The organism is Neglectibacter timonensis (assembly GCF_900048895.1).
Classification (GTDB): domain Bacteria; phylum Bacillota; class Clostridia; order Oscillospirales; family Acutalibacteraceae; genus Acutalibacter; species Acutalibacter timonensis.
In genome coordinates, this window is the sequence record NZ_LT160639.1 from 657,327 (window position 1) to 677,865 (window position 20,539).

The window sequence follows — 20,539 nt, forward strand, 5'->3', positions numbered from 1 at the left end:
TAATTAATTAAACGCATCAAACCCGATCCGCCTGAATTTACTATATCATTATATAACCCTTCCTCAAATTGTCAATAGGTTTGCGGCCGTCATAAATTTTGTGATGACCTATCTTTAATCAGATAAAATAATTTGGCGCCCCCCTTCCCTTCCGCCTATGCTCTCATACAGCCCGGCCCAGCCCTTGGAATCCAAAAGGCCCGGACCGGGCTGCTTCCGGTTCATAAGTCATCCCCTGTGCGGCGGCGCCTCAAAAGAGCATAGAATCCACATATTGTTCCATAAAGTAAGGGGAGGAGGACAGCTCCAAAAGCTCTGCCCGGGCGGCAATTCCTCTGCTCTCCTCCCGGCAGGGCAGGCTCAACAGTTCCAGCACAGCGCCCATGCCCGCCGCGTTTCCCACGGCGCGGGCTTTCTGCGCCAGTTCCGGTGGAATCAGGCCGATTCTGCCGGCACTTTCACAATTGATGAAGCTGCCGAAACCTCCGGCCAGCAGCAGTTCCTCTACCTCGTCAACCTTCCGTCCTGCTTCGTGGGCCAGAGATCGGACCCCCGCGCAGATGGCGGCCTTGGCCAGCTGAATTTCCCGGATATCCTTCTGTGTCAGAAGAATCCCGCTGTCCCCGATGCGTACCGCAGGTTCGCCGTCCTGCTCCGTCAGGAGAAGGGAATAGGGCTCGTTCTCCTCGTCAACACAGCCGGTCTCATCAACCAGTCCGGCCCTCAGGAGGGCAGCCATGGCGTCAATCAAGCCGGAACCACAGATTCCCGCCGCTTCTCCCCCTCCGATCACCGTGTACTCCAGCCGGCCCTCCCGGAGCCTCACACCGCTCACCGCGCCGGGCGCAGCATTCATGCCCATAGAGATGCCTGCCCCCTCAAAGGCCGGACCCGCCGCAGTGGAGCAGCAAAACAGCTTTTCACCGTCCCACAGGGCCATCTCGCCGTTCGTCCCCACGTCGATGAGAAGGGACAGTCCCCTCCTACGGGTCATCCCGCTGGAAAGCACAGCGCTCATAATATCACTGCCCACGAAGGCGGATACCAGGGGCGGCACCGTCACCCGCGCCCGGCCAAATTCCGGAATCCCCAGCGCGGAGGGTTTCAGCGTTCTTCCATAGAACTCTCTCACCTCAAAGGGAGCGTGAGAGAGAGGCTCCGTGCTCTCCCCAAAAAGCAGGTACAGCATGGTGGTATTGCCTGTCACGACAACATTTTCCACCATTCCGGAGTCCTGGTCCTGGCCGGCACAGAGCCGCAGAAAACTTTCCCGCAGCCGGATAAGCAGACAGCTTCTCAGCGCCTCAGCCTCCCCTTCCAACGCCTTCTGAATGCGTGAAATCACATCCGCCCCATAAAGGGCCTGGGGGTTGGGGAAAGAATCCTCTCCCAGAAGCCTTCCTATTCCCAGATCATAAAGATAAACCGCCACCGTCGTGGTCCCCACGTCGACAGCCACACCCAGACCTTTTCCCTCGGGCTCCAAAACAAAATCAGGAAGCTCTCCCTCGGAGAGCACCACGCTGTCCCGGGAGGCTAAAAACAGCTCGGTATCCCCCAGCGCCGTTGTCATACAGGCCAAACGCACCCCTGCCTGCAGCGCTTCTCCCAGTATTCTTTTCTCCTGCTCCCCAGGCTCAGACAGCGCGCCCCGCGCCGTCACACGGCATTTTCCGCAAGTGCCTTTCCCTCCGCAGGGCATGGAAAAATCCATCCCGGCCTCCTGCAAAACGCTTGCCAGGAGGGTCGGTTTCTGATATTGTAAGGTCAAATCATTCGTACCGCTGTGTATGGTGATCTGAAACATGGGGATGCCTCCGTTATTCCAACTCTGTTTTTCTCAGTATAGCCGGATCCATCTTTTATTTCTAGCATTTTTTTACGAACTTTTGGGAAATTCACATGATCCCATGGAAAGGAAAGTTCTTTATGATACTCCATTTGATTGCCTGCCAAGTCTTTTACCGGGAGGTGAGCTATCTTGCTTCCCAGAGCAAACAGATCACCTCAGTTTCCTGGATGCCCCAGGGCATGCACGATACCCCGGATCTGCTCCGCAAAAACCTGCAGTCCGAAATCGACCGTCTCGACCTGGCTCTGGAAAATGGAACCCTGCGGCACAGGCCCGATTATCTTTTGCTGTGCTACGGTCTCTGTTCCAACGGGGTGGCCGGGCTTTCCTCCCGGCACTATCCCCTGGTTATCCCCCGTACAGATGACTGCATCGGAATCTTTCTGGGATCGCAAGCGCGGTATCTGAGAGAATTTTCCAGATATCCCGGCACCTACTGGCTCAATAACGGCTGGCTTGAGGCCGCCTCTTTGCCAGGCAGCCAAAATCCGGAGCAGCAGCGTCAGGCCTACGCGGAGCAGTATGGCGAGGAAAACGCCGACTTCCTCCTGGAACAGCAGACTGCCTGGGTCAGACAGTACTCCGCCTGCGGATACATCACCTCCCAGGTTTGCGACCTGGCTCCCTATCGGGAGGAAGCCAAAGACGTAGCGCAGCGGAACCATTGGAATTTCCGGGAAATCCCCGGTGATATCACCTTTCTCGCCCGGCTGCTGGACGGTGATTTTCGCGAAGAAGAGGTCCTGCTCTGTCCCCCCGGAAAGACGGTGACGCCAAGCTACGATGCAAAAAAGCTTACCTTTCTCTGATAGATGCATCCCAAAAGATATTACCAAAAACCATAAGTTTTTACTATAATAAAAATTCCCGCCCCGCTAAAATAGAAGGGTAAGGTGACTGAAATGGAAGAGACCACTCTGAAAAAATTAATCTTCTACGGACGGCATTTCTCTGATCTTTTGAATCTGTGCTGCCGGATTGTAGACACACAGGAGCGCCGTTTTCTGGCGGAGCTCTGCCGGGATCATCCCGATTTCAGCCCCTACTGCCGCAATGAGGAGTGTGAACTGTTGAACACCTGTCTCTATGGCGTCAACGAGGCCTATCGCTGGGGCGGAAAGTATATTTTTTACTGTCCGGAAAGTTTCATCTTCATCGCTTCTTCCGTATCCGATGAAAACGGCAGTCTGGCCGGCGGCATGGTGCTGGGCCCCATCATTATGGGAGAGATGGACGACACCGTAGAACTGTACCAAAATTCGGACGTTCAGGAAAACGTCATGTCCATCGTCAATCTCTCCACTGAAATGGTGAATCACATTGCAGAGATCCTTGCAGGTGTCACGGAGGGCATTTCCGGAGTTTCCCACAGTCTGATGGGCGGCATCGCCTTCAAGCAGGAGAATTTTTTGCAGTCTCTCTATGAAAAGAAGGAAATTGCGGACCCTGCTCTGGCGGAGGTCTATCCGATTGAGACAGAAAAGGAGCTGCAGTCCGTCATCCGGGGCGGAGATAAGAGCGGCGCTCAGCGCCTGCTCAACGACCTGTTGGGAAACATCTATCTTCTCTCCGACTTCGACGTGGACCTCATCAAAATCCGTATCATCGAGCTGCTTTCGGTACTGTCCCGCGCCGCCATTGACGCCGGTGCGGAGACAGAGGAGATCATGTGGTTCAACGCCGCCTGCATCCGGGAAATGCAGAAATGCACCGCCATTGAGGAGCTGAGCGTCTGGATCACCGGGGCCATGCGGCGGTTTCTCAGCTATTCCTTCGATTTTTCCGCAGTGAAGCATTCCGACACCGTGTACAAGGTAATTGATTACATCCGCCGAAACTATTTTCGGAAAATCACTTTGGACGGCATTGCCAGGCACGTCAATTTCAGCAAGACCTATCTGAGCCGCATCTTCAAAGAGGAGACGGGGGAAAACATCTCCTCCTACATCAACAAGGTACGTATCGACCGGGCAAAGCTGCTGCTTGCCGACCAGAATATTTCCTTGGTGGATGTGGCCGCCCTCACGGGATTTGAAGATCAGAGCTACTTTACCAAGGTTTTTAAAGCCATAACAGGCCAGTCCCCGAAAAAATATCGGGAAAGCCGAAAAAGATGACAAGGAGGACACACATTTATGGAACGTCAGGAGTATTTGAACGAGATCAGCGCACTGCTGCAGAAGGGCCGCATGCCCAAGGTAAAAGAGCTGGTCAAGCAGGCGTTGGAGGCCGGGGTATCGCCCAAGGAAATCCTGGAAGAGGGACTGCTGTCCGGCATGAGCGTGATCGGGGAAAAATTTAAAAACAACGAAGTATTTGTCCCGGAGGTGCTTATTGCCGCCAGAGCCATGAACGGCGGAGTGGAGATACTGAAGCCCTACCTGGTAGAGGCTGGGGTTGAGACCAAGGGCGTTGTGGTCATTGGCACGGTGAAGGGCGACCTCCACGACATCGGAAAGAATCTGGTAAAGATGATGATGGAGGGCAAGGGCCTGGAAGTGGTGGACCTGGGCGTCGACGTATCCCCCGAAGCCTTCGTGGCAGCCGCCAAGGAACACCATGCCAATATCATTTCCTGCTCTGCCCTGCTCACCACCACCATGGGTGAGATGAAGAACGTGGTGGATCTGGTGAAAGCGGATCCCGAAATTTCTGGCAAGGTAAAGGTGATGGTAGGCGGCGCGCCCGTCACAGAAGCCTACTGCCAGAAGATCGGCGCGGACTGCTATACTTCCGATGCGGCCTCCGCCGCGGATGCCGCCCTGAACTTCTGTATTGCCTGACCGTCTCCCCTGCCGGCCCTGAATAGGGCCGGCTTTCTTTTTTTGCTGCTCCTTATTCCAGCCTTGCATTTTGACGGTTCATCGTGTATGCTGAGAGCCAAAGGAACCATTCCGGCAAACCGGTGAGGGATATAAAGATCCTGCCGTACGGCGCAGTCCGCGCAGGGGCAGGTTGGTTCAAATAACCTGGAAAGGTGTGTATCATTATGAGAGAAAAAAACAGCGGAAATCCCTATATCAACCTCTGGTTCGGGAATTTCTTCGAGCCGGCGTTCAGTTCAGAGGAATTCCGCACCGAGGGAATTGACAGGATCAGGGACATGGGCTTTAACAGCATCCTGCTGGATTCCAAGGCCTGGCAGGATTTCTTCGACCGCTACGCGGGACAGGAGGCCACCCAGTATGTGGCGGCCCAGGAACACATGATCTCTGAAATTCAGAAAAGCGGCCTTTCCCACTGCTTTCTGGCCATCTACCTCAATGGGGATAACCTGTATCCCAACATCCGCTACAGCCCGCCGGTTTTCGGCGAGGAGACCACTGCTCCCAGTGGCGAGCCCGGAAAATGGTACAAGTACTGGTCGGAACGCGCCCAGGCTTCCATGACGGAGCACGTAAAGGAACTCTATGCACTTTACGGAAAAAACGCCACCCGCGTCTCTGTAAACGGCACGGAGGACCGGCTTCCCCTGTGCAGCATGTGGGACCCTATCGTAGCTTTCAGTTTCGACAAGGAAGGAATTTCCCGCTACCAGACATGGCTGGAGGAGCGCTACGGCTCCATTGAGGCCTTTAACCAGGCTTACGGGCTTTCTGCCGAAAGCTTCTCTGCAATCACCCCGGAGGAATATTGGTACGACGAGAACGGCGCAAAGCCCACCGCTTGGGATTTTCAGGAGCACACGCCTCTCTTCCGCCGCTACACGGACAATCTGCGCTGGAAGGCAGAAGAGTTGACCCGGTATTTCCGCTCCATGCAGGAAAAACTGCACGCTCTGGACCCCGCACTCTATACCAGCCCTGTACTCTCCCAATGGGGCATGTTCTTCAACGTCTCCTCCCAGCCCCGTTTCCGCAGGGAGCCCGGCGGGCTGTGGGATACCTGCCAGAGAGGCATTGACCCCTACCGTATTGCCCCCCATGTGGACAACTGTACCTTTCTCACAGTTCCCATTCTGGAGGACTCCTCCCCCAGCGCCTATGCCTCCTCCTGCCAGAACAGCATGATGCGCGCCATGAATCCGGACCGTGAGTTCACCGTGGGTTTCTACCTGGGCCGTTATCTCTATTACGATATTTACAATGTGATCACTCCCTGCGAGATGATCGGCATGGCGGCCGCCTCAGGAGCCTCCGGTTATCAGAGTTACGGCTACGGCGGGTTGGATGACGGCGGTGTGATGCACAAGCTGCACGATCCCTTTGTCTCCTCTGTGCGCACCGGAAACCAGTGGCTCAAGCGGATCCTTCCCAAAATCAACGGCAGGCGCCTGACCCAGGCCGCGGTACTCTACCCTGCTCAAATGGCGCTGACGGAGCCCTACTTTGTGGAGGGAAATCCCCGCCGCCGTCAGGACCTCCTGGGCTATTACCAATCTCTCTGTGATTTGGGACTGAATGTGGACGTCCTCCACCCCGACCAGGCCGCGCAGGGTATTTTGGACCAATACCGTATACTGGCGGTACCCGCCGATTCCTGCTATGAAGAGGAAATCAATCCGCAGTTCGAAGCGCAGGCAGTGCGCTTTGTGGAAGAGGGCGGGCTGCTGCTGGTAAGCGCCGGTCATCCGCTGCTCCGGCGGGCATTCGGCATCGCTTCAGAATCTCATCCCGCCCAGTGCATCCGGTACCGGGGAGAGGGCATTATTCCCGGCGGCGAGGTTTTCGAATGCTACACTGGCGGCGAGGCCCTGGCGGTTTACGAAGATTCCGGAAAACCTGCTGTCTGCCGTTTTCCCGTTGGCAAGGGCGCAGTACTGGCACTGGGCATGGAGTACGGCGCGGAATACCTGATGCAGGAAACCGGAGCAGTCCCGGTACCCTACGGCAATCGAGATCTATACCCGCTCTGTGTGGCGGAGCATGACCCCATGCAGGAAGCAGTGTCCGCCTTTCTGCCCGCCCGGGTCCCAGTCCAGAGAGGCATTGAAACCGCGGAATTTGAAGATTGCTATGTGGTGGTGAACCACACCTCTTATCCCTGGGACTGCAGCGGCCTTCCCGGGAAAAAGGAGTTCCAGCTTCCCGCCGGCGAAAGCCTGCTGCTCCCCCATTCCGCAGTGTTGATTGAAAAAACCGTCTGAACCAAAGCGTCTCCTTCCGAACGATTTGTTCGGAAGGAGACGCTTTCATTCCGCCGGAGGGCAAGAGACCTGCACCTGCTTTTTCATCGTTATGCAGTTTACCGAAGAAAACCATTCCCGCCCTGCAGCAATTCCGCCGTGAGCTGTGCACCCAGGTGAAAAGCCTGGCAGAAGCTTTCTAAGTTCAGGATTTCCCTGGCCCTATTATCCGCAAGGCCGTATTCATCGAATTTTACCTTCTGCTCCATTGTCATGCTCTCCAGAAGCGATCTTATGATCTCCCGCCTGATCGCGTGTTCTCTGGCATATGCGGAATCCGGCCCGTGAGCTTCCAGAGGATTGTCCGTCCGGGTGGCCCGGTACAGCAGTTCCATCACCGTATCCATTCAATGCCCCTCCCCGCGGATGGTCAGCCTTTCCCTGTCCGTAAATACCTCCATCGTCATAAGCACGCCCAGACGATACCCGAGGATCAGCCGGTCAATATTGTAGAGGTATTCTTCCTCAAGCTGTGCGTCCCTAAACTGTTCATAGGCCCCGCGCTGTTCTGCCTGAAGCGTCTCCAGAAAGAGATCCTCCAGCCTGTCGGCCTTTTCCCGGGCCGCCTTGGTTTCCTCGCTGTCATATTCCGTGGCTGGCTCCAGTTCCAGCTCATTGAACGCAAATGCCCTGAGTATGTTTCCCATGTATTTCATGTCCTTTCAGTATTGTTTTTACACAACACCTTGAAAGACCCCGCCGCACAGTGTATACTATTTATGCAGCTGCCTTTTGGGTGGTTGTGTAGGGGAAGTGGTATTTTCTCTTGTGTGGAGGGGTGCCACTTCCTGTTATTTTTTGAGGCTGTCCTTTACCATGCCAATACCCTTTCGCACTACTTCCGACTTACTAATCTCCAACGCCTTACTACAGTCTTCCAGCGTTTCTATTGTTTTGTCATCAACTCTAATGCGAAGTGTTTTACTTTTAGGATTATCAGCAGGCGGACGCCCCATTTTTTTAGGCGGCATCATTTCACCTCACTTTCTGCTGCCACATAAAGTATACTTTATGTGGCAGCAGAAAGTCAAGCTTATTGTATATTTCTTTTTACAATTTTGCTCTCACACAACACCTTGCAAGACCGCGTCGCACAGTGTATACTATACGGTTGTCTTTTAGGTGGCTGTGTAGTGGGAAGTGGCGTAATATTTTTGCCGGTAGTGCTGCTCTTCCTTTACTTATTTTCGTTTCCAGAATCAAGCAGCCCTCCCGAACAAATCGTTCAGGAGGGCTGCTCGGTTTTATGGAAATTTAGATCACTTCCAGGGTATCCCGGTCCGGCAGTTCCGGGAATACGCTGTGTTCCTCTGTCTGGTACCAATAGGCCACGGAGGCGATATCGTCCTGCAGGGGCAGATACCTTCCCCCTTCCCGCCAGCCAAGCGCCTGAATAGTCACCTTGAGCTTTGTATCAAAACGCACAGGGTCCATGATGTGCCAGCGATACATACCGAAACGCTGCTGGCTCTGGTACACGCCATCCGGCTGAGAAACATAGTGCAGGCCGGAATAAGGCGTGGAAAAAGTTTCGTACCGGTGGCTCTTCTGGTTCTCAAAATTGTAGGAGCCGCAGAAATAATCTTCTGTTCCGGTGCCGCAGACAGTGGGATACTCCCCGTCTCCGTCCAGGAAAAACTTGATTTCTCCCTCTCCCCACCAGCCGGTGTTGTTGACGCCCCAGGCAAGATACGTGCCCACATACTGCCCCTTGCCCCGCACATGATCCAGGATGGTATAATCCTGCTTGTACGGCAAGGGGTTCACCCGCCGGAACTGGGCGTGGAAATAGGCCGTGTCCTCCGGCAGCTCCGTCAGGGTATAGTCGATCTGGTAGTAAATGGTCATGGGCTCCTCGTCCCGGTTTTCCATGGTCATCCGGCAGGAGCACCGGAAAGGCATGGGCCAATAGCAGTTAAAAGCGCTGCCCGGGTTGACGCATACCGCCAAAGAGGAGAGGGGCGCATATTCCCCCCAGCCGCTGGCGAAGAAATCCCCTACCGGGCACTCCACCGAGGGCTGCTGCTCTCCGTCCCAGTACATGCGCAGAATGGTATTCCGCCATTTTCCCGTGGGTGTCATCCAGATATGCTGAATACAGCCGGGCCCGGCCACGTCGGCGATGTTCAGCGTCTCGCCGGGCTGGATGACCAGGAATGGATTCACCTTCCACTTTTTTCCCAGATCCCGGGCCGCGTGGCGGGCGGAGCCGTCCTCCAGCTCACACATGCCGCCCCGGCCCTTTTCTCCTGTGATATTTTCCGGGGAAAGCGATCGCGTCTTTGCCTCCGACGTTCGGAACAGGTTCCCCAAATTCATCTGCAGTCCATCAAACATTTTTTCTCCCTTCCCTCCACCTTTCAGAAGAAAGGTGGAGCCAAAGACTTTTCATCCGGCTGCGAACCAACAGTTTTCCCTCAGCCCGTTCCACGAAGCTCCAGACCGGTTCTTTCCGCAGAAACGAAGCCAAAGACTTTTCATCCGGCTGCGAGCCAACAGTTTTCCCTCAGCCCGTTCACCCGAAGTTCCAGACCGGTTCTTTCCTGAAAAACTTTCAGCGGTACAGCGGGCCGTAAGCTCCACAGGCACGATAATCCTGGGCCTCCGGATCCATGCCGAAGGCGTTCCAGCTGGCGGGACGGAAAATTCTTTCCTCCGGCACATTGTGCATGCACACGGGGATTCTCAGCATGGAGCAGAGGGTAATCAGGTCTGCTCCGATATGCCCGTAGCTGATGGCGCCGTGGTTGGCGCCCCAATGGTTCATCACATCGTAGGCGGTGGCGAAGGCGCCCTGGCCGGTGAGGCGCGGCGCAAACCAGGTGCATGGCCAGGTGTAATCCGTACGCTTCCACAACTTGTCGGAAACCTCCTCGGGCAGGGCCACCGTCCATCCCTCCGCCAGCTGCAGCACTGGGCCGATCCCCTTAACCAGGTTCAGCCGCAGCATGGTGACGGGCATCTCCGATCTGGTGCAGAACCGGGAAGAATAGCCGCCGCCGCGGAAATATCCCAAATCCGCCTCACACCATTCCGTGGCGCGCAGACAGGCCTCCACATCCTGCTCCGTCATCTCCCAGAAGGGCTTCATCACCGCGTTTCCGTTTTCGTCCTTCACCTCGCCGCAGGCATCCAGACAGGCGGCACCGGAGTTGATCAGATGCAGGAACCCCTTGGATTCGGCCGCCCTGCCTTCCAGGGTATAGCCGGTGGCCCGCTTCACCGCTTCCGGGCTCCAGTAAGTGCGCACATCCGCAAAGATCTGCGGACGGTTGGTCAGCAATTTTCCGAACAGCATGGATACCCCGTTTAAGGTGTCGTTCTCCGTAGCCAGAATGTAGGACTCCCTGGGCCCGTTCCAGTCGAAGCTGGAGTTGAGCAGAGCCTCTGCAAAATCCCCGTTGGGATAAAAATCCGTCCATTGGCGCTGTCCCTGGAAACCGGCGGCTATGGCATTGTGCCCCACACCCTCTTCCTCGAAGCCCTTGGGCAGCTTCGGATTTCCGCAGCACAGGTCCTTGACAATGCACATCAGCTTGACGCTCCACTCCCAGTCCTGCTCCTTCTGTTCCGGCGTCCTGCGCAGTTCTTCCGGATTCTTATCCAGCCCCTCCGGACAGTGGGCCTTTGTCCAGGCCAATGCCTTTTGGAATTCCTCCTCATCGTAGATGTTTTCCGTCATCCGGCGAACCAGCTCCACTTCGTCCACCGATTCCACGCGCATGCCCAGATATTCCTCAAAGAAAGAGGGATCGACAATGGAACCTGCGATGCCCATGCAGATAGAGCCGATCTGCAGGTAGGACTTCCCCCGCATGGAGGCCGCCGCCACCGCTGCCCGGCCGAACCGCAGAAGCTTTTCCTTCACATCCTCCGGAATTTCCCTGTCGTCCGCATCCTGTACGTCCCTGCCGTAAATGCCGAAAGCAGGCAGTCCCTTCTGCGCATGGGCAGCCAAAACAGAGGCCAGATACACCGCGCCGGGACGCTCCGTACCGTTAAATCCCCAGACGCCTTTGATGGTCATGGGATCCATGTCCATGGTCTCCGCCCCGTAGCACCAGCAAGGGGTCACCGTCAGCGTGATGTCCACCCCTTCCCGCCGGAACTGGGCGGCGCATTCAGCTGTCTCTCCCACCCGGCCGATGGTACAATCGGAGATCACCACGCGAACCGGTTCCCCATTGGAATAGCGGAGATTTTCCCGGAACAGCTTTGCCGCCGCCTCCGCCATGCTTCTGGTCTGCTCCTCCATGGATTCCCGCACCTTCAGGGCGCCCCTGCGGGCGTCGATAGTGGGACGGATGCCGATGACGGGATATTCTCCCCTATATCTGTTTTCTGCCATATTTCCCATCCTTTCCGCACCGCCCCATTGGGCGGCGGCTTGTTATTTTCATGCGAAGCCTCTCCGCACGAATCTGTCAGTATAGATATTTTCATTATATCCCTATCTTTTTTCCCCAGCTTGTGTTATCATGGCAAAAAACAGGACAATATTCACTTTTAGAGGAGGCGCTTCTATGCAGGGCCACGCATACAACGAACTGCTGCCTCGGGGAGAACCCGGTTTTCCCATGGAACTCTATCATCTGGATCCCGGGCATATCCGGTATGTGATGCCCTACCACTGGCACATGGAATACGAACTGGTGAGGGTTCTCTCCGGCGGGCTCTCCATCTGGCTCAACGGCGCGCTCTATGAGCTCTCTGCCGGCGACCTGCTCTGGGTGGAAGGAGGCGTTCTGCACACTGGGATTCCGGGAGAGGGCTGCATTTATGAATGCCTGGTATTTGACCTGGACTTCCTGCTGAAAGCCTGCGGCGGCTGGTCCAAACACCTGACGGATCTTTCCGAGCACAGCCTGTTTCTCAAGCCTCTGCTTCCCCGGGACAGTTCCGTCCTGCGGCAGGCCGACGAGTTGTTTCTTGCGGTGAGGCAGCAAAAAAAAGGAAGCCGCCTGCGTGCTTTCGGGGCGCTCTGCGGGCTTCTGGGGCTCCTGATTGAGATGGGTTGGTACTCTGCGGAGCTTCCGGAAAACGAAGCTCAGAGAAGAAATATCCGCCTGCTCAAACGCCTTTTCGCCTACTTGGAAGAACACTACGCAGAACCTCTCACCCTGGCACAGCTTGCCAGGGAAGCTGGCATGTCGCCGAAATACTTCTGCCGGTTTTTCCGCTCCATGACCCAGCACACACCTATCGACTACCTGAACCGCTGCCGGGTAGAGCATGCCTGCGAGCTGCTGTCCGCCGGCAAAAGTTCCGTCACGGAGACAGCCTTTGCCTGCGGCTTTAACGACCTGAGCTACTTTATCCGCGTGTTCAAGCGCTTCCAAGGCGTGACCCCGAAGCAGTATGGTTCCCGATAACAAGTTTTTGGAGTCAGTGCTCCGTCAGCCTGGCGCAAGCTAATGCAGCTTCCGTTCGATGGATAGCCTGCAGGTCAGATTTTGAGCAGTTCCAAAAAAGATGAAAATTCAGAATGAAAAAAGGGACTCGCCGCGGCGAGTCCCTTTTTTTAGTGGAGTTTGAATATTTTCACTCCATAAGGGGGTAATTCAATCCTTCCATCCAGGTTCACTTCTTCCCCGCTTAGCAGTTCCGTGGCGGGGCCATGATGATTGCAGTTGACGGCAAAGCCTGCACCCTCGGCATTCACCGCCATCAGGACAGTTTCCTCCGGGCATTCCCGGCGCATCACCCACTGCTTATTGAGCAGCGTTTCGTTTTGAAACGCCCCGTAGCACAAGGCCTTGCTTTCCCGTTTGACCATCGCCAGCTTGGAGAGGAACGCGGTGAGTTCGTTTTCCACTGGGGCCTCAAAGCAGGGGCGCAGCGCAGGGTCTCCCTGGCTCTTCTCCCCATCCGCGCCCCATTCGCTGCCGTAATAGAGACAGGGAATGCCCGGCATGCAAAACAGCACTGCGTACAAAGGTATCAGCTGGTTTTTGTCGCCGAGAATGCTGTGAATCCTGGTTACGTCGTGGTTGTCGGCAAAGTTCAGCAGATGTTCTCCCCGGTAGAGCGTCCAGTTTTCCGGCCCGAACTGCCTTGCCAGGGAATGGGCAATTTCAAACAGGTTCAGGGAATTAAAGGCAGAATAGAGCCCCTTATAGCATTCGTAATTCGTCACACTATGCAGCATTTCCGGATTCATGATCCGCTTATAGTCCCCATGGATCATCTCCCCCAGCAGAAAGAAGCCGGGATCCCGCTCCCGGCAGAAGCCGCGGAGACGGCGCAGGAAATTCTCGTCCAGGCTGTAGGCCACATCCAGCCGCAGGCCGTCGATCCCAAACTCCTGCATCCAGAATTCCACACAGGAGAGCAGGTGATCCACAACCGCGGGATTCTGAAGGTTCAGCTTGACCAGCTCGAAATGGCCTTCCCAGCCCTCGTACCAAAGCCCGTCGTTATAATTGCTGTTCCCGCCGAAATTGATGTGGAACCAGTCCCGATAAGGGGAGGCCTCCCGGTTTTTCAGCACATCCTGAAAAGCCCAGAAACCTCTTCCCACATGATTGAAGACGCCGTCCAGCACCACGCGGATTCCCGCCTCATGCAGCGCGGTGCAGACCTCCCGGAATGCTTCGTTGGTACCAAGGCGGCAGTCGAGTTTCCGGTAATCTCTGGTATCATACCCGTGGGTATCGGATTCGAACACCGGGGAAAAGTAAACAGCGCCTACATTCAATTTTTGCAGATGAGGGATCCATTCCTTCACTTTACTGATCCGGTTTCTTTCCACCCCGTCGTTTTCAAAGGGGGCGCCGCAGAACCCCATGGGATAAATTTGATAAAAAACGGTCTCATTGGCCCATCCGGGAATACGGGGGCCGATTCCCACTGGAGTATTTTTATCCGTACAGGAGCCTGTTTCACACATAATTTTTTCCTCTCGCTTAGCAAATTTCAAAGAAATTGTTCCTATCACAGCTTATGACGCTGCTGTAAAAAGCGCTCATGGCGCGCACCATGTATTCCACGTCCAACCTGCCAGCGGTTTCATAGGGGGAGTGCATAGATAGCTGGGGCAGGCCGATATCCACTGTGGGCAGGGAGACATGGGTGTTGGAGAGATTGCCCAACGTAGAGCCGCCCGGCAGATCGGAGCGGTTAAAATAGGTCTGCGTGGGTACTTCCGCCTTTTCACAGATGCGCTGGAAAACTGCCGCGGTGACTGCGTCAGTGGCATAGCGGGTGCTGTGCTTTACCGCCACGCCACCGTTGAGATAGCAGCGGTTTGTGGGATCGGACTTGTCCGCATAATTGGGATGCACCGCGTGGGCATTGTCTGCCGAAAGCAGAAAGCTCCCTGCAACTGCACGCAGCTTCTCTTCCTCCGACAGTCCGGAAGCATGGCAGACACGTGCTAGCACATCGGATAGGAAGGAAGAGTCCGCGCCCTGCCTCGTCATGCTGCCGATTTCCTCATTGTCGAACACCGCGCAGACCGTCACGTTTTCCGGGTTTTCCGCCTTCAGGAAGGCTGTGACGGCTGAAAAGGCGCATTCCAAGTCATCCAGTTTGGGTGCCGCGATAAATTCCTCCTTCTCTCCGAATACGGTTCCTCTGGCCCGATTGTAGGCGTAAAGGTCATAGGAGAGAACGTCCTCCTTCCTGACGCCCGCACTTTCGGCGGCCAGCCGGAGGAAATCCGCTTCTTCTCCGCCCAGCAGGGGAAGAGTGTCCTTCTGGGGATCCAGCTTCACGCCGGAGTTTACCTCCCTGTTCATATGGATAGCCAGCCCGGGAATCAGGAAAAGGTCCCTCTTCAAATCGCAGAGTACTGCTCTGACCCCGCGCTCCGTACGCACCAACAGCCGGCCGGCTGCTGAGAGGGGACGGTCGGTCCACAGCCCCAGCTGCATGCCGCCGTATACCTCGGTATTGAGTTTGGTGTAACGGCCGTCCACGCGGATTTCCGGACTCTCCTTGATTTTAAAGCAGGGGGCATCTCCGTGAGGCGCGACAATGGAAAATGCGTGAAATCCCTTCTTGGGATACCGAAAGGCAATGAGGGAGGTCATACTGCGGGCGGTAAAATACCCGTTTCCCGGTTCGAGCTCCCAAGACTGCTGTTCATAGAGTTCGGTAAAGCCCGCCCCCAGCAGTATTTCCCGCAAGGTTTCCACTGTGTGGCAGGCAGTTGGACTGCTCTCGATAAAATCAAATAGTTTTTCAGTATAAGACAATGTGAACCTACCTTCTTTCTCCGGACCAGCCGGTATGGACATGAAGTTTTCTGCCTGTCCTCAGTTTATCCAGCGTCAAAAAAACCCAGGATCACAATGCCGCAGACAGAGACGGCAATGGCCCCGTACTGCCTCCAGGTCAGTTTTTCCCGAAGGAAAACCCGGGAGAGCACCACGGAAAACAGGCAGTAGCTGGAGATCAGCGGAGCTGCCATGATGGCGTTTTCCGAGATGGCGTAGACATAGAAAAACTGGCCGGCAGTCTCGCACAGGGCGCCCAAGCCCTTTTCCCGTTCGTCCCACAGGCGGAACTTTTGCTTTTTGACCACCACCAAAAAGCAAAACGCCGCAACGGCACAGAGCAGGAATGTATACTCATAGGCGATCTCCGCTTCTTCTTCGCTCACCAGTTCCAGGGTGTCCATCACCAGGGCGTCGCCGAAAGTGCCCAGCGCATCCAGGATACAGTAAAAAACAGGAATGGCCACTGCCAGCGCGCTGACCCGGTACTTTTCCTCAATGACTTCTCCCCGGAATCTCCGGGCCTTATTCTCATCCTTCAGGTCGAATACAGAGAGCAGCACAACACCCAGCATCACCAGCGCTACCGCTGCAAACTGCACCCAGGTCATAGTCTGCCCCAAAAACAGAAAGCAAAGCAGGGCAGCCAGCGCCCCCGAAGAATTACAGACCGGCGAGGAGACGGAAAGTTCCAGATACCGCAGGCCGATATAGCCAATGGCCATGGACACGATATAAAAGGCCGACACCGGCAGATAGCGCACCATGCTTCTGGGATCGAACGTCTCATGGTTCAGGAGGAGCATCGCCGTGGCATGGATTCCCATCACGGTTCCCACCATGATGAGCATGCGGAGATGGCTGTACTTATCGCGGGGATCAGTACCCATCTTGGAAAACAGATCGGAGCCGCCCCAGAAAAGCGCCGTAATCAGCGCAAGTAAAAACCACATGTCTTCCCTTTCCCATCTATCAGGCTTTGGACAGTTCCCGGATTTTGCGGTTCACCGCTTCCCTTGCAGCAAGCAGATATTCTGCGCTGCGGGGATATTGGGAGAAGGTGAGCTCATGGAAGCGCTCCACCGTCTGTTCCACCAGTTCCCTGCCCCCCAATTCCTCCAACAGGTTGAGGGCCCGATGATCCTGCAGCGCATGGTGGAACACCTTCAGGCGGATGGATTCCAGAGGCGTCCCGTCCGCTCCGGGATAGACGGAGAAGGAATCCCCTCCGGGGAACGCGCCTTGGGCGTCGGTGGTAAGGAAGGGGTCTATCTGCTTCCTGGAATCCCAGGAATACCAGAAATTATATCCCCAGTGCAGGAAACCGGAAATCCCATATTTATACAGCTGCAGCCCCAGGATACGGTTGCGGTAGGAAGGCATACTCATAAACCGGTTGCCCACATCCACATTTTGGGCGCAGCAGTTATAGGCCCAAAGGCCGGGAACCTTCCGCTCCAGAAAAGGCTCGATATGGTCGGTGGCCGCCACAGGATGCTTGACCAGGCCCCGGTCATAAAAACTCGGGTCTGACAGGGCGTCGATCACGGGCAGACCGCCGATTAAATCGGATATCAACTCCTTATTCTGCTGGTAAGTTTCCAGATCCTTCTCCTCCGGCTCGTCGGAAATGTGAAACAGCACATGTTTCTCCAGGCCCATCCCCTTCAAAAACACCACCAGCGCAGGCAGAAACTGGCGTAGAAAAGACATATATTCCTCAGACGCCGCCTTGGTATCCCAGCCAAAAACACGTCTGCGCTCCCCGTTTTCCACAGCATAGACACTGGGTGCAAACTCTGCGCCCCACTGGGTAAACAGATGGCAGATTTCAAAATTTTCTATCCCGCATTTCAGCGCTGTATCAATATATCTGCGAAGTCTGGAAAAATCGAACCGGTAGGTATCTCCGTCCTTTTCAATCTCTGTCAGTTGCGTGCAGGGCCGTTCCATCCCCACCTCAGTATTCAGCGGAGGCGTGAGAACAGGCGTAAGCAAGGTGTTCACGCCCTCCCGGGCCGCCGTGGAAAAATAAGCTTCCATCAGCTTCCAATGTTCCTCGGAATACAGCGGGACCTGGTAGTAATCCGCCAGGCAATCCGCATAGAACCACTGGGTATAGAGCAGTCTCTGCCTTGGAAGCCGGGCAGGAATCACCTCCAGAGTAAAGGTGCTTTCCGTCCTGGCGCCGTGTCCCTCCACACGGAACATGATGGGGTATTCCCCGGCAGGACAGTTCTCCGGCACCGCCACATTGACCCATAGCGTCACGTTCTGATAAGGGCTGACGGTCAGCGTATTTCCCTCCAGCGGACGGAGAAGGTCGGGAAACAGTCCGGCATGCAGGGAGAGATAGTCGCCGTCGTGTCTTCCCTCCCTGGTATATGCCGCCAGCGCACAGGGGGAAGATTCCACCTCAAAAAGCTGAATATGCTCTTTCAGGGGAGAATCCAGGAAAAAGGAAAAATCAGCCCGTCCCCATTCAGTCTTCTTCAAGACCAGCTGATAGGCAAACTCTTCCCCTTGCAGGACGCTGGCCTTCAGATAGGGAGGCTTGAATTCACCGGCATCTAAAAACACCTTTTCCAACGATGACTGCTGAAGCAATGTGAGTTCTTCCATGACAGATTTCCTTTCTTTAATAAGCTGCAGTCAAAAATGCCGCCCGCCTGTGCGGGCGGCACTGAGACCGGAAGTCACGCTTCAAATTGATGAAAATCGGGCACATATTCTGTTCCCTTAGCGCTGCGGGACTGCACAAAGCCGTCCAGGCCCAGAGAGAACAGCTCTTCCTGAACCTTCCGAAGTTCCCGCGCCGTAATGGGCCGGAAAAGCTCAGGCAGCTCCGCTCCGATGACGCAGGAAGCATCCAACAGCCTCCCCTTAATCGGAGTATACTGCGCCATCAGGCTGACAGGGATCCCGGGGAAATTTTCCCGGATCAGCCGGAGCACAGCAATGGAATTCCTGGTATGCCCCGGCAGAATCAGATGCCGGATCAGCACGCCGCTGCGCATCATGCCGTTTTCATCATAGACAGGGGCTCCCGTCTGCCGCACCATCTCCCCGATTGCGGCCAGAGCGGTTTCCGGGTAGTCCGGAGCCGTGGACAGCTCTCCGGCCAGCCCGCTTTCTGCATATTTAAAATCGGGCAGGTAAATCTGCACCAAGCCCTCCAATGTCCGCAGCGTCTCCACCCGCTCATAGCCGGAGGTGTTGTACACCACTGGAACTTCCGGCCTGCGCAGCAACAGCGCTTTGCGGATACCCGGCGCAAAATGGGTGGGCGTAACCAGATTGATGTTGTGGGCCCCCTGCTCCTCCAAAGAGAGAAACAGCCCGTTCAGCTCTTCCGGAGAAAAGGCCTTTCCCAGGTTTTCCCCAGCGCTGATCTCCCCATTCTGACAAAACAGGCAGCGCAACGGACAGCCTGTGAAAAAGACAGCGCCGGAGCCCCGCTCCCCGCTGATGGGCGGCTCCTCCCAAAAGTGCAGAGCAGCTCTCGCCACCCGGATTTCCGCGCCGCTTCTGCATATGCCGTCTCCCGTTTTCCCTCTGGCCGCCCCGCAGCAGCGGGGGCAGACACAGCAGGCGGTTATCTTTTCCAGTTCCATTCTCTCCGCCCTTCAGCGAGCCTGATCCGCTTCCGCCGGCTTCAGCGCCAGGAAAGCGCAGTTGCTGCCGCGGCGTCCCTGGGTCTTCCGGTGGGAAAACAGCAGGTCGCTCTCACACATGGTACACACTTTTCCCACTGTGATCTGTTCCGCCGGAACCCCCGCTTCCAGAAGGAAACGGCGGTTGCACTCCCAAAGGTCTACATGGTATTTTTCTCCGACCGGCCCCGTGACAAAATGCCCGCTGTCCGGCAGCTTCAAAAACTCCGCTGCCACAGGCTCATCCACCTCAAAGCAATCCCGGCAAATGGAGGGGCCGACTGCCGCCTGGAGGAGGGCAGGATCCGTACCGAACTCCTCCTTCATCCGTTCTACCATGGCCCTGGCCATACCCATCACCGTGCCGCGCCAGCCGGCATGAGCCAGCCCGATGGCGTGATGCTCAGGATCCACAAAATAGAGAGGGACACAGTCCGCACAGTAGATCACCAACGTGACCTCAGGGTCATCTGTGCACAGGCCGTCGATGCTCTCCCTGTCCCGTGGCTTCCAGATCCCAACACCCCGTTGTTCCCGGGTGACCCGGCGGATATTGCAGTGGTGGTCCTGCGCGCCCGCCGCCAGGGAATCGCTGTCAAATCCGGCGGCCCGGCAGAAAATCCGGTAGTTTTCCGCCACTTTCTCCTCTGTATCCCCCCGGCCGAAGCCCAGGTTCATGGCGGCGTATTCTCTTTCGCTGACGCCGCCCACACGGGTGGTAAAGGCATGGTTAACGCCGCCGAGGGCGGCAAGCTGCGGGAAACGCAGTATCCCCACGCCTTCCCGCACCTCCAGCCGCATCTCCCCCAACGGACCGGGAACAGCCTGACGTGGTTTTTCAATCTGTGCAATGGGATAGGTTTTTTTGTTCACCGTAAGGCCCTCATATTTCTGTTTGATCAGCAGACGGCCCGCAAAGGGATGCCCGCAGGCCCTGCATTGGAATTCTGCTCGGAAACTCTTGTTTTTCAGCATCCATTTGGTCTTCCGCTCACTGGAGCCGCCGCATTTAGGACAGACAAAACGGAGATGGCTGCGCTGCACCAACGGGCTTTTCAGGTCGCAGATATAGGTGGTTTTGAAGGTGATCCGACGGTAAAATTCCTCGTCGCACAGTTCCACAAACGGCTCGACCGCCGATATATCATAAATCTCCCTGAGAATTTTGAGCGTCATCCTGCTGTCGTCCAACGCCCTGTGGTGCTCCATGCCGGAAAGGTCCAGGCCCAACAGATCCGCCGCCTTGGCAAGTCCCACCTGCTCCTTAGTTCCCAGGCCCATCTTCTCCTCTGCGTAACGCTGAAGATCGCAGTACCGGGTCAAAAACGGAATTTTCCCGCTCTCGCTGAAATAACGGCAGTTTTCCACCAGTGTCAGGATATCGGAGGTGCCCCAGGTCATCACAAGACATTCTCCCGCCCACTTGCGAAACCTGCTGACCGCCTGCATGAAGGGAATCCCGTCGGTCAGGTTTTCATCCGTAATACTGGTAAGGTTGGAAATGGTGGTGCTGATACGCTTTCCCACCTGGGGTTTCACAAAACAGGAAAAGCTCTCCTTTTCCTGAAGATCGGCGCCGCACTTCACGGCGCCGAATTCAATAATTTCATTGATATAGCCCTTGAGACGGCGGCTGTAGGTACCGTTCCACTCAAGGTCCAGAATCACGATGTCCAAAAGACGCCTCCTC

The 20,539-nt window shown here is 55.8% G+C and carries 17 protein-coding genes; 5 read left to right on the plus strand and 12 right to left on the minus strand.

Annotated elements, in window-relative coordinates:
* Positions 1–250 precede the first annotated feature (250 nt).
* Positions 251–1,807, minus strand: a complete 1,557-nt coding sequence (locus BN3911_RS07980; protein ID WP_066863745.1) for an ASKHA domain-containing protein — start codon at positions 1,805–1,807, stop codon at positions 251–253.
* 122 nt (positions 1,808–1,929) lie between these two features.
* Here BN3911_RS07980 and BN3911_RS07985 point away from each other — a divergent pair, with 122 nt between their 5' ends.
* From BN3911_RS07985 to BN3911_RS08000, 4 genes are all read left to right on the plus strand, one after another.
* The gene (locus BN3911_RS07985; RefSeq protein ID WP_066863748.1) at positions 1,930–2,661 is read left to right on the plus strand and encodes a DUF1638 domain-containing protein; all 732 of its coding nucleotides are present in this window, start codon (positions 1,930–1,932) and stop codon (positions 2,659–2,661) included.
* Between the two features lie 93 nt (positions 2,662–2,754).
* Positions 2,755–3,969, plus strand: coding sequence for a helix-turn-helix domain-containing protein (locus BN3911_RS07990; protein ID WP_066863751.1), 1,215 nt, complete (start codon positions 2,755–2,757; stop codon positions 3,967–3,969).
* An 18-nt stretch (positions 3,970–3,987) separates the two neighbouring features.
* Positions 3,988–4,635, plus strand: coding sequence for a corrinoid protein (locus BN3911_RS07995; RefSeq protein ID WP_066863754.1), 648 nt, complete (start codon positions 3,988–3,990; stop codon positions 4,633–4,635).
* A gap of 206 nt (positions 4,636–4,841) precedes the next feature.
* Positions 4,842–6,938: a type 1 glutamine amidotransferase family protein gene (locus tag BN3911_RS08000; RefSeq protein WP_066863757.1), complete on the plus strand. Its 2,097-nt coding sequence runs from the start codon at positions 4,842–4,844 to the stop codon at positions 6,936–6,938.
* A 98-nt stretch (positions 6,939–7,036) separates the two neighbouring features.
* On the opposite strand, the gene BN3911_RS08005 is transcribed toward BN3911_RS08000, so the two are convergent.
* From BN3911_RS08005 to BN3911_RS08025, 5 genes are all read right to left on the minus strand, one after another.
* Positions 7,037–7,324, minus strand: a complete 288-nt coding sequence (locus BN3911_RS08005) for a DUF6809 family protein (RefSeq protein WP_066863758.1) — start codon at positions 7,322–7,324, stop codon at positions 7,037–7,039.
* Positions 7,325–7,624, minus strand: coding sequence for a DUF6809 family protein (locus BN3911_RS08010; protein WP_066863760.1), 300 nt, complete (start codon positions 7,622–7,624; stop codon positions 7,325–7,327).
* Positions 7,625–7,768: 144 nt separating this feature from the next.
* Complete coding sequence (locus BN3911_RS08015; protein WP_242871092.1) at positions 7,769–7,951, minus strand: ribbon-helix-helix domain-containing protein; 183 nt, start codon at positions 7,949–7,951, stop codon at positions 7,769–7,771.
* Positions 7,952–8,231: 280 nt separating this feature from the next.
* Entirely contained in the window at positions 8,232–9,314 is a 1,083-nt protein-coding gene (locus BN3911_RS08020; RefSeq protein WP_082942171.1) for a glycoside hydrolase family 172 protein, read from the minus strand.
* Positions 9,315–9,531: 217 nt separating this feature from the next.
* Positions 9,532–11,325 (minus strand): L-fucose isomerase, encoded by a 1,794-nt coding sequence (locus BN3911_RS08025; RefSeq protein ID WP_066863766.1) that lies wholly within the window; start codon positions 11,323–11,325, stop codon positions 9,532–9,534.
* A 175-nt stretch (positions 11,326–11,500) separates the two neighbouring features.
* On the opposite strand from BN3911_RS08025, the gene BN3911_RS08030 reads away from it, so the two are divergent.
* A complete protein-coding gene (locus BN3911_RS08030; protein WP_066863769.1) occupies positions 11,501–12,349 on the plus strand; it encodes a helix-turn-helix transcriptional regulator in 849 nt (282 codons plus the stop codon).
* 149 nt (positions 12,350–12,498) lie between these two features.
* On the opposite strand, the gene BN3911_RS08035 is transcribed toward BN3911_RS08030, so the two are convergent.
* The 6 genes from BN3911_RS08035 to pgeF all read right to left on the minus strand — a co-directional run bounded on the left by BN3911_RS08035 (position 12,499) and on the right by pgeF (position 20,517).
* Positions 12,499–13,764, minus strand: a complete 1,266-nt coding sequence (locus BN3911_RS08035) for an alpha-amylase family glycosyl hydrolase (protein WP_066864343.1) — start codon at positions 13,762–13,764, stop codon at positions 12,499–12,501.
* Between the two features lie 118 nt (positions 13,765–13,882).
* Complete coding sequence (locus tag BN3911_RS08040) at positions 13,883–15,175, minus strand: M18 family aminopeptidase (protein WP_242871093.1); 1,293 nt, start codon at positions 15,173–15,175, stop codon at positions 13,883–13,885.
* Positions 15,176–15,240: 65 nt separating this feature from the next.
* Positions 15,241–16,149 carry a DMT family transporter gene (locus BN3911_RS08045; RefSeq protein WP_066863780.1) on the minus strand — a complete coding sequence of 303 codons (909 nt, stop codon included), beginning with the start codon at positions 16,147–16,149 and terminating at the stop codon, positions 15,241–15,243.
* A 19-nt stretch (positions 16,150–16,168) separates the two neighbouring features.
* On the minus strand, positions 16,169–17,818 hold the full coding sequence (locus tag BN3911_RS08050; protein ID WP_066863783.1) for a DUF4091 domain-containing protein: 1,650 nt from the start codon (positions 17,816–17,818) through the stop codon (positions 16,169–16,171).
* Between the two features lie 74 nt (positions 17,819–17,892).
* On the minus strand, positions 17,893–18,810 hold the full coding sequence (locus BN3911_RS08055; protein WP_066863786.1) for a radical SAM protein: 918 nt from the start codon (positions 18,808–18,810) through the stop codon (positions 17,893–17,895).
* Between the two features lie 12 nt (positions 18,811–18,822).
* Entirely contained in the window at positions 18,823–20,517 is a 1,695-nt protein-coding gene (gene pgeF, locus BN3911_RS16995) for a peptidoglycan editing factor PgeF (RefSeq protein ID WP_242871104.1), read from the minus strand.
* Positions 20,518–20,539 lie beyond the last annotated feature (22 nt).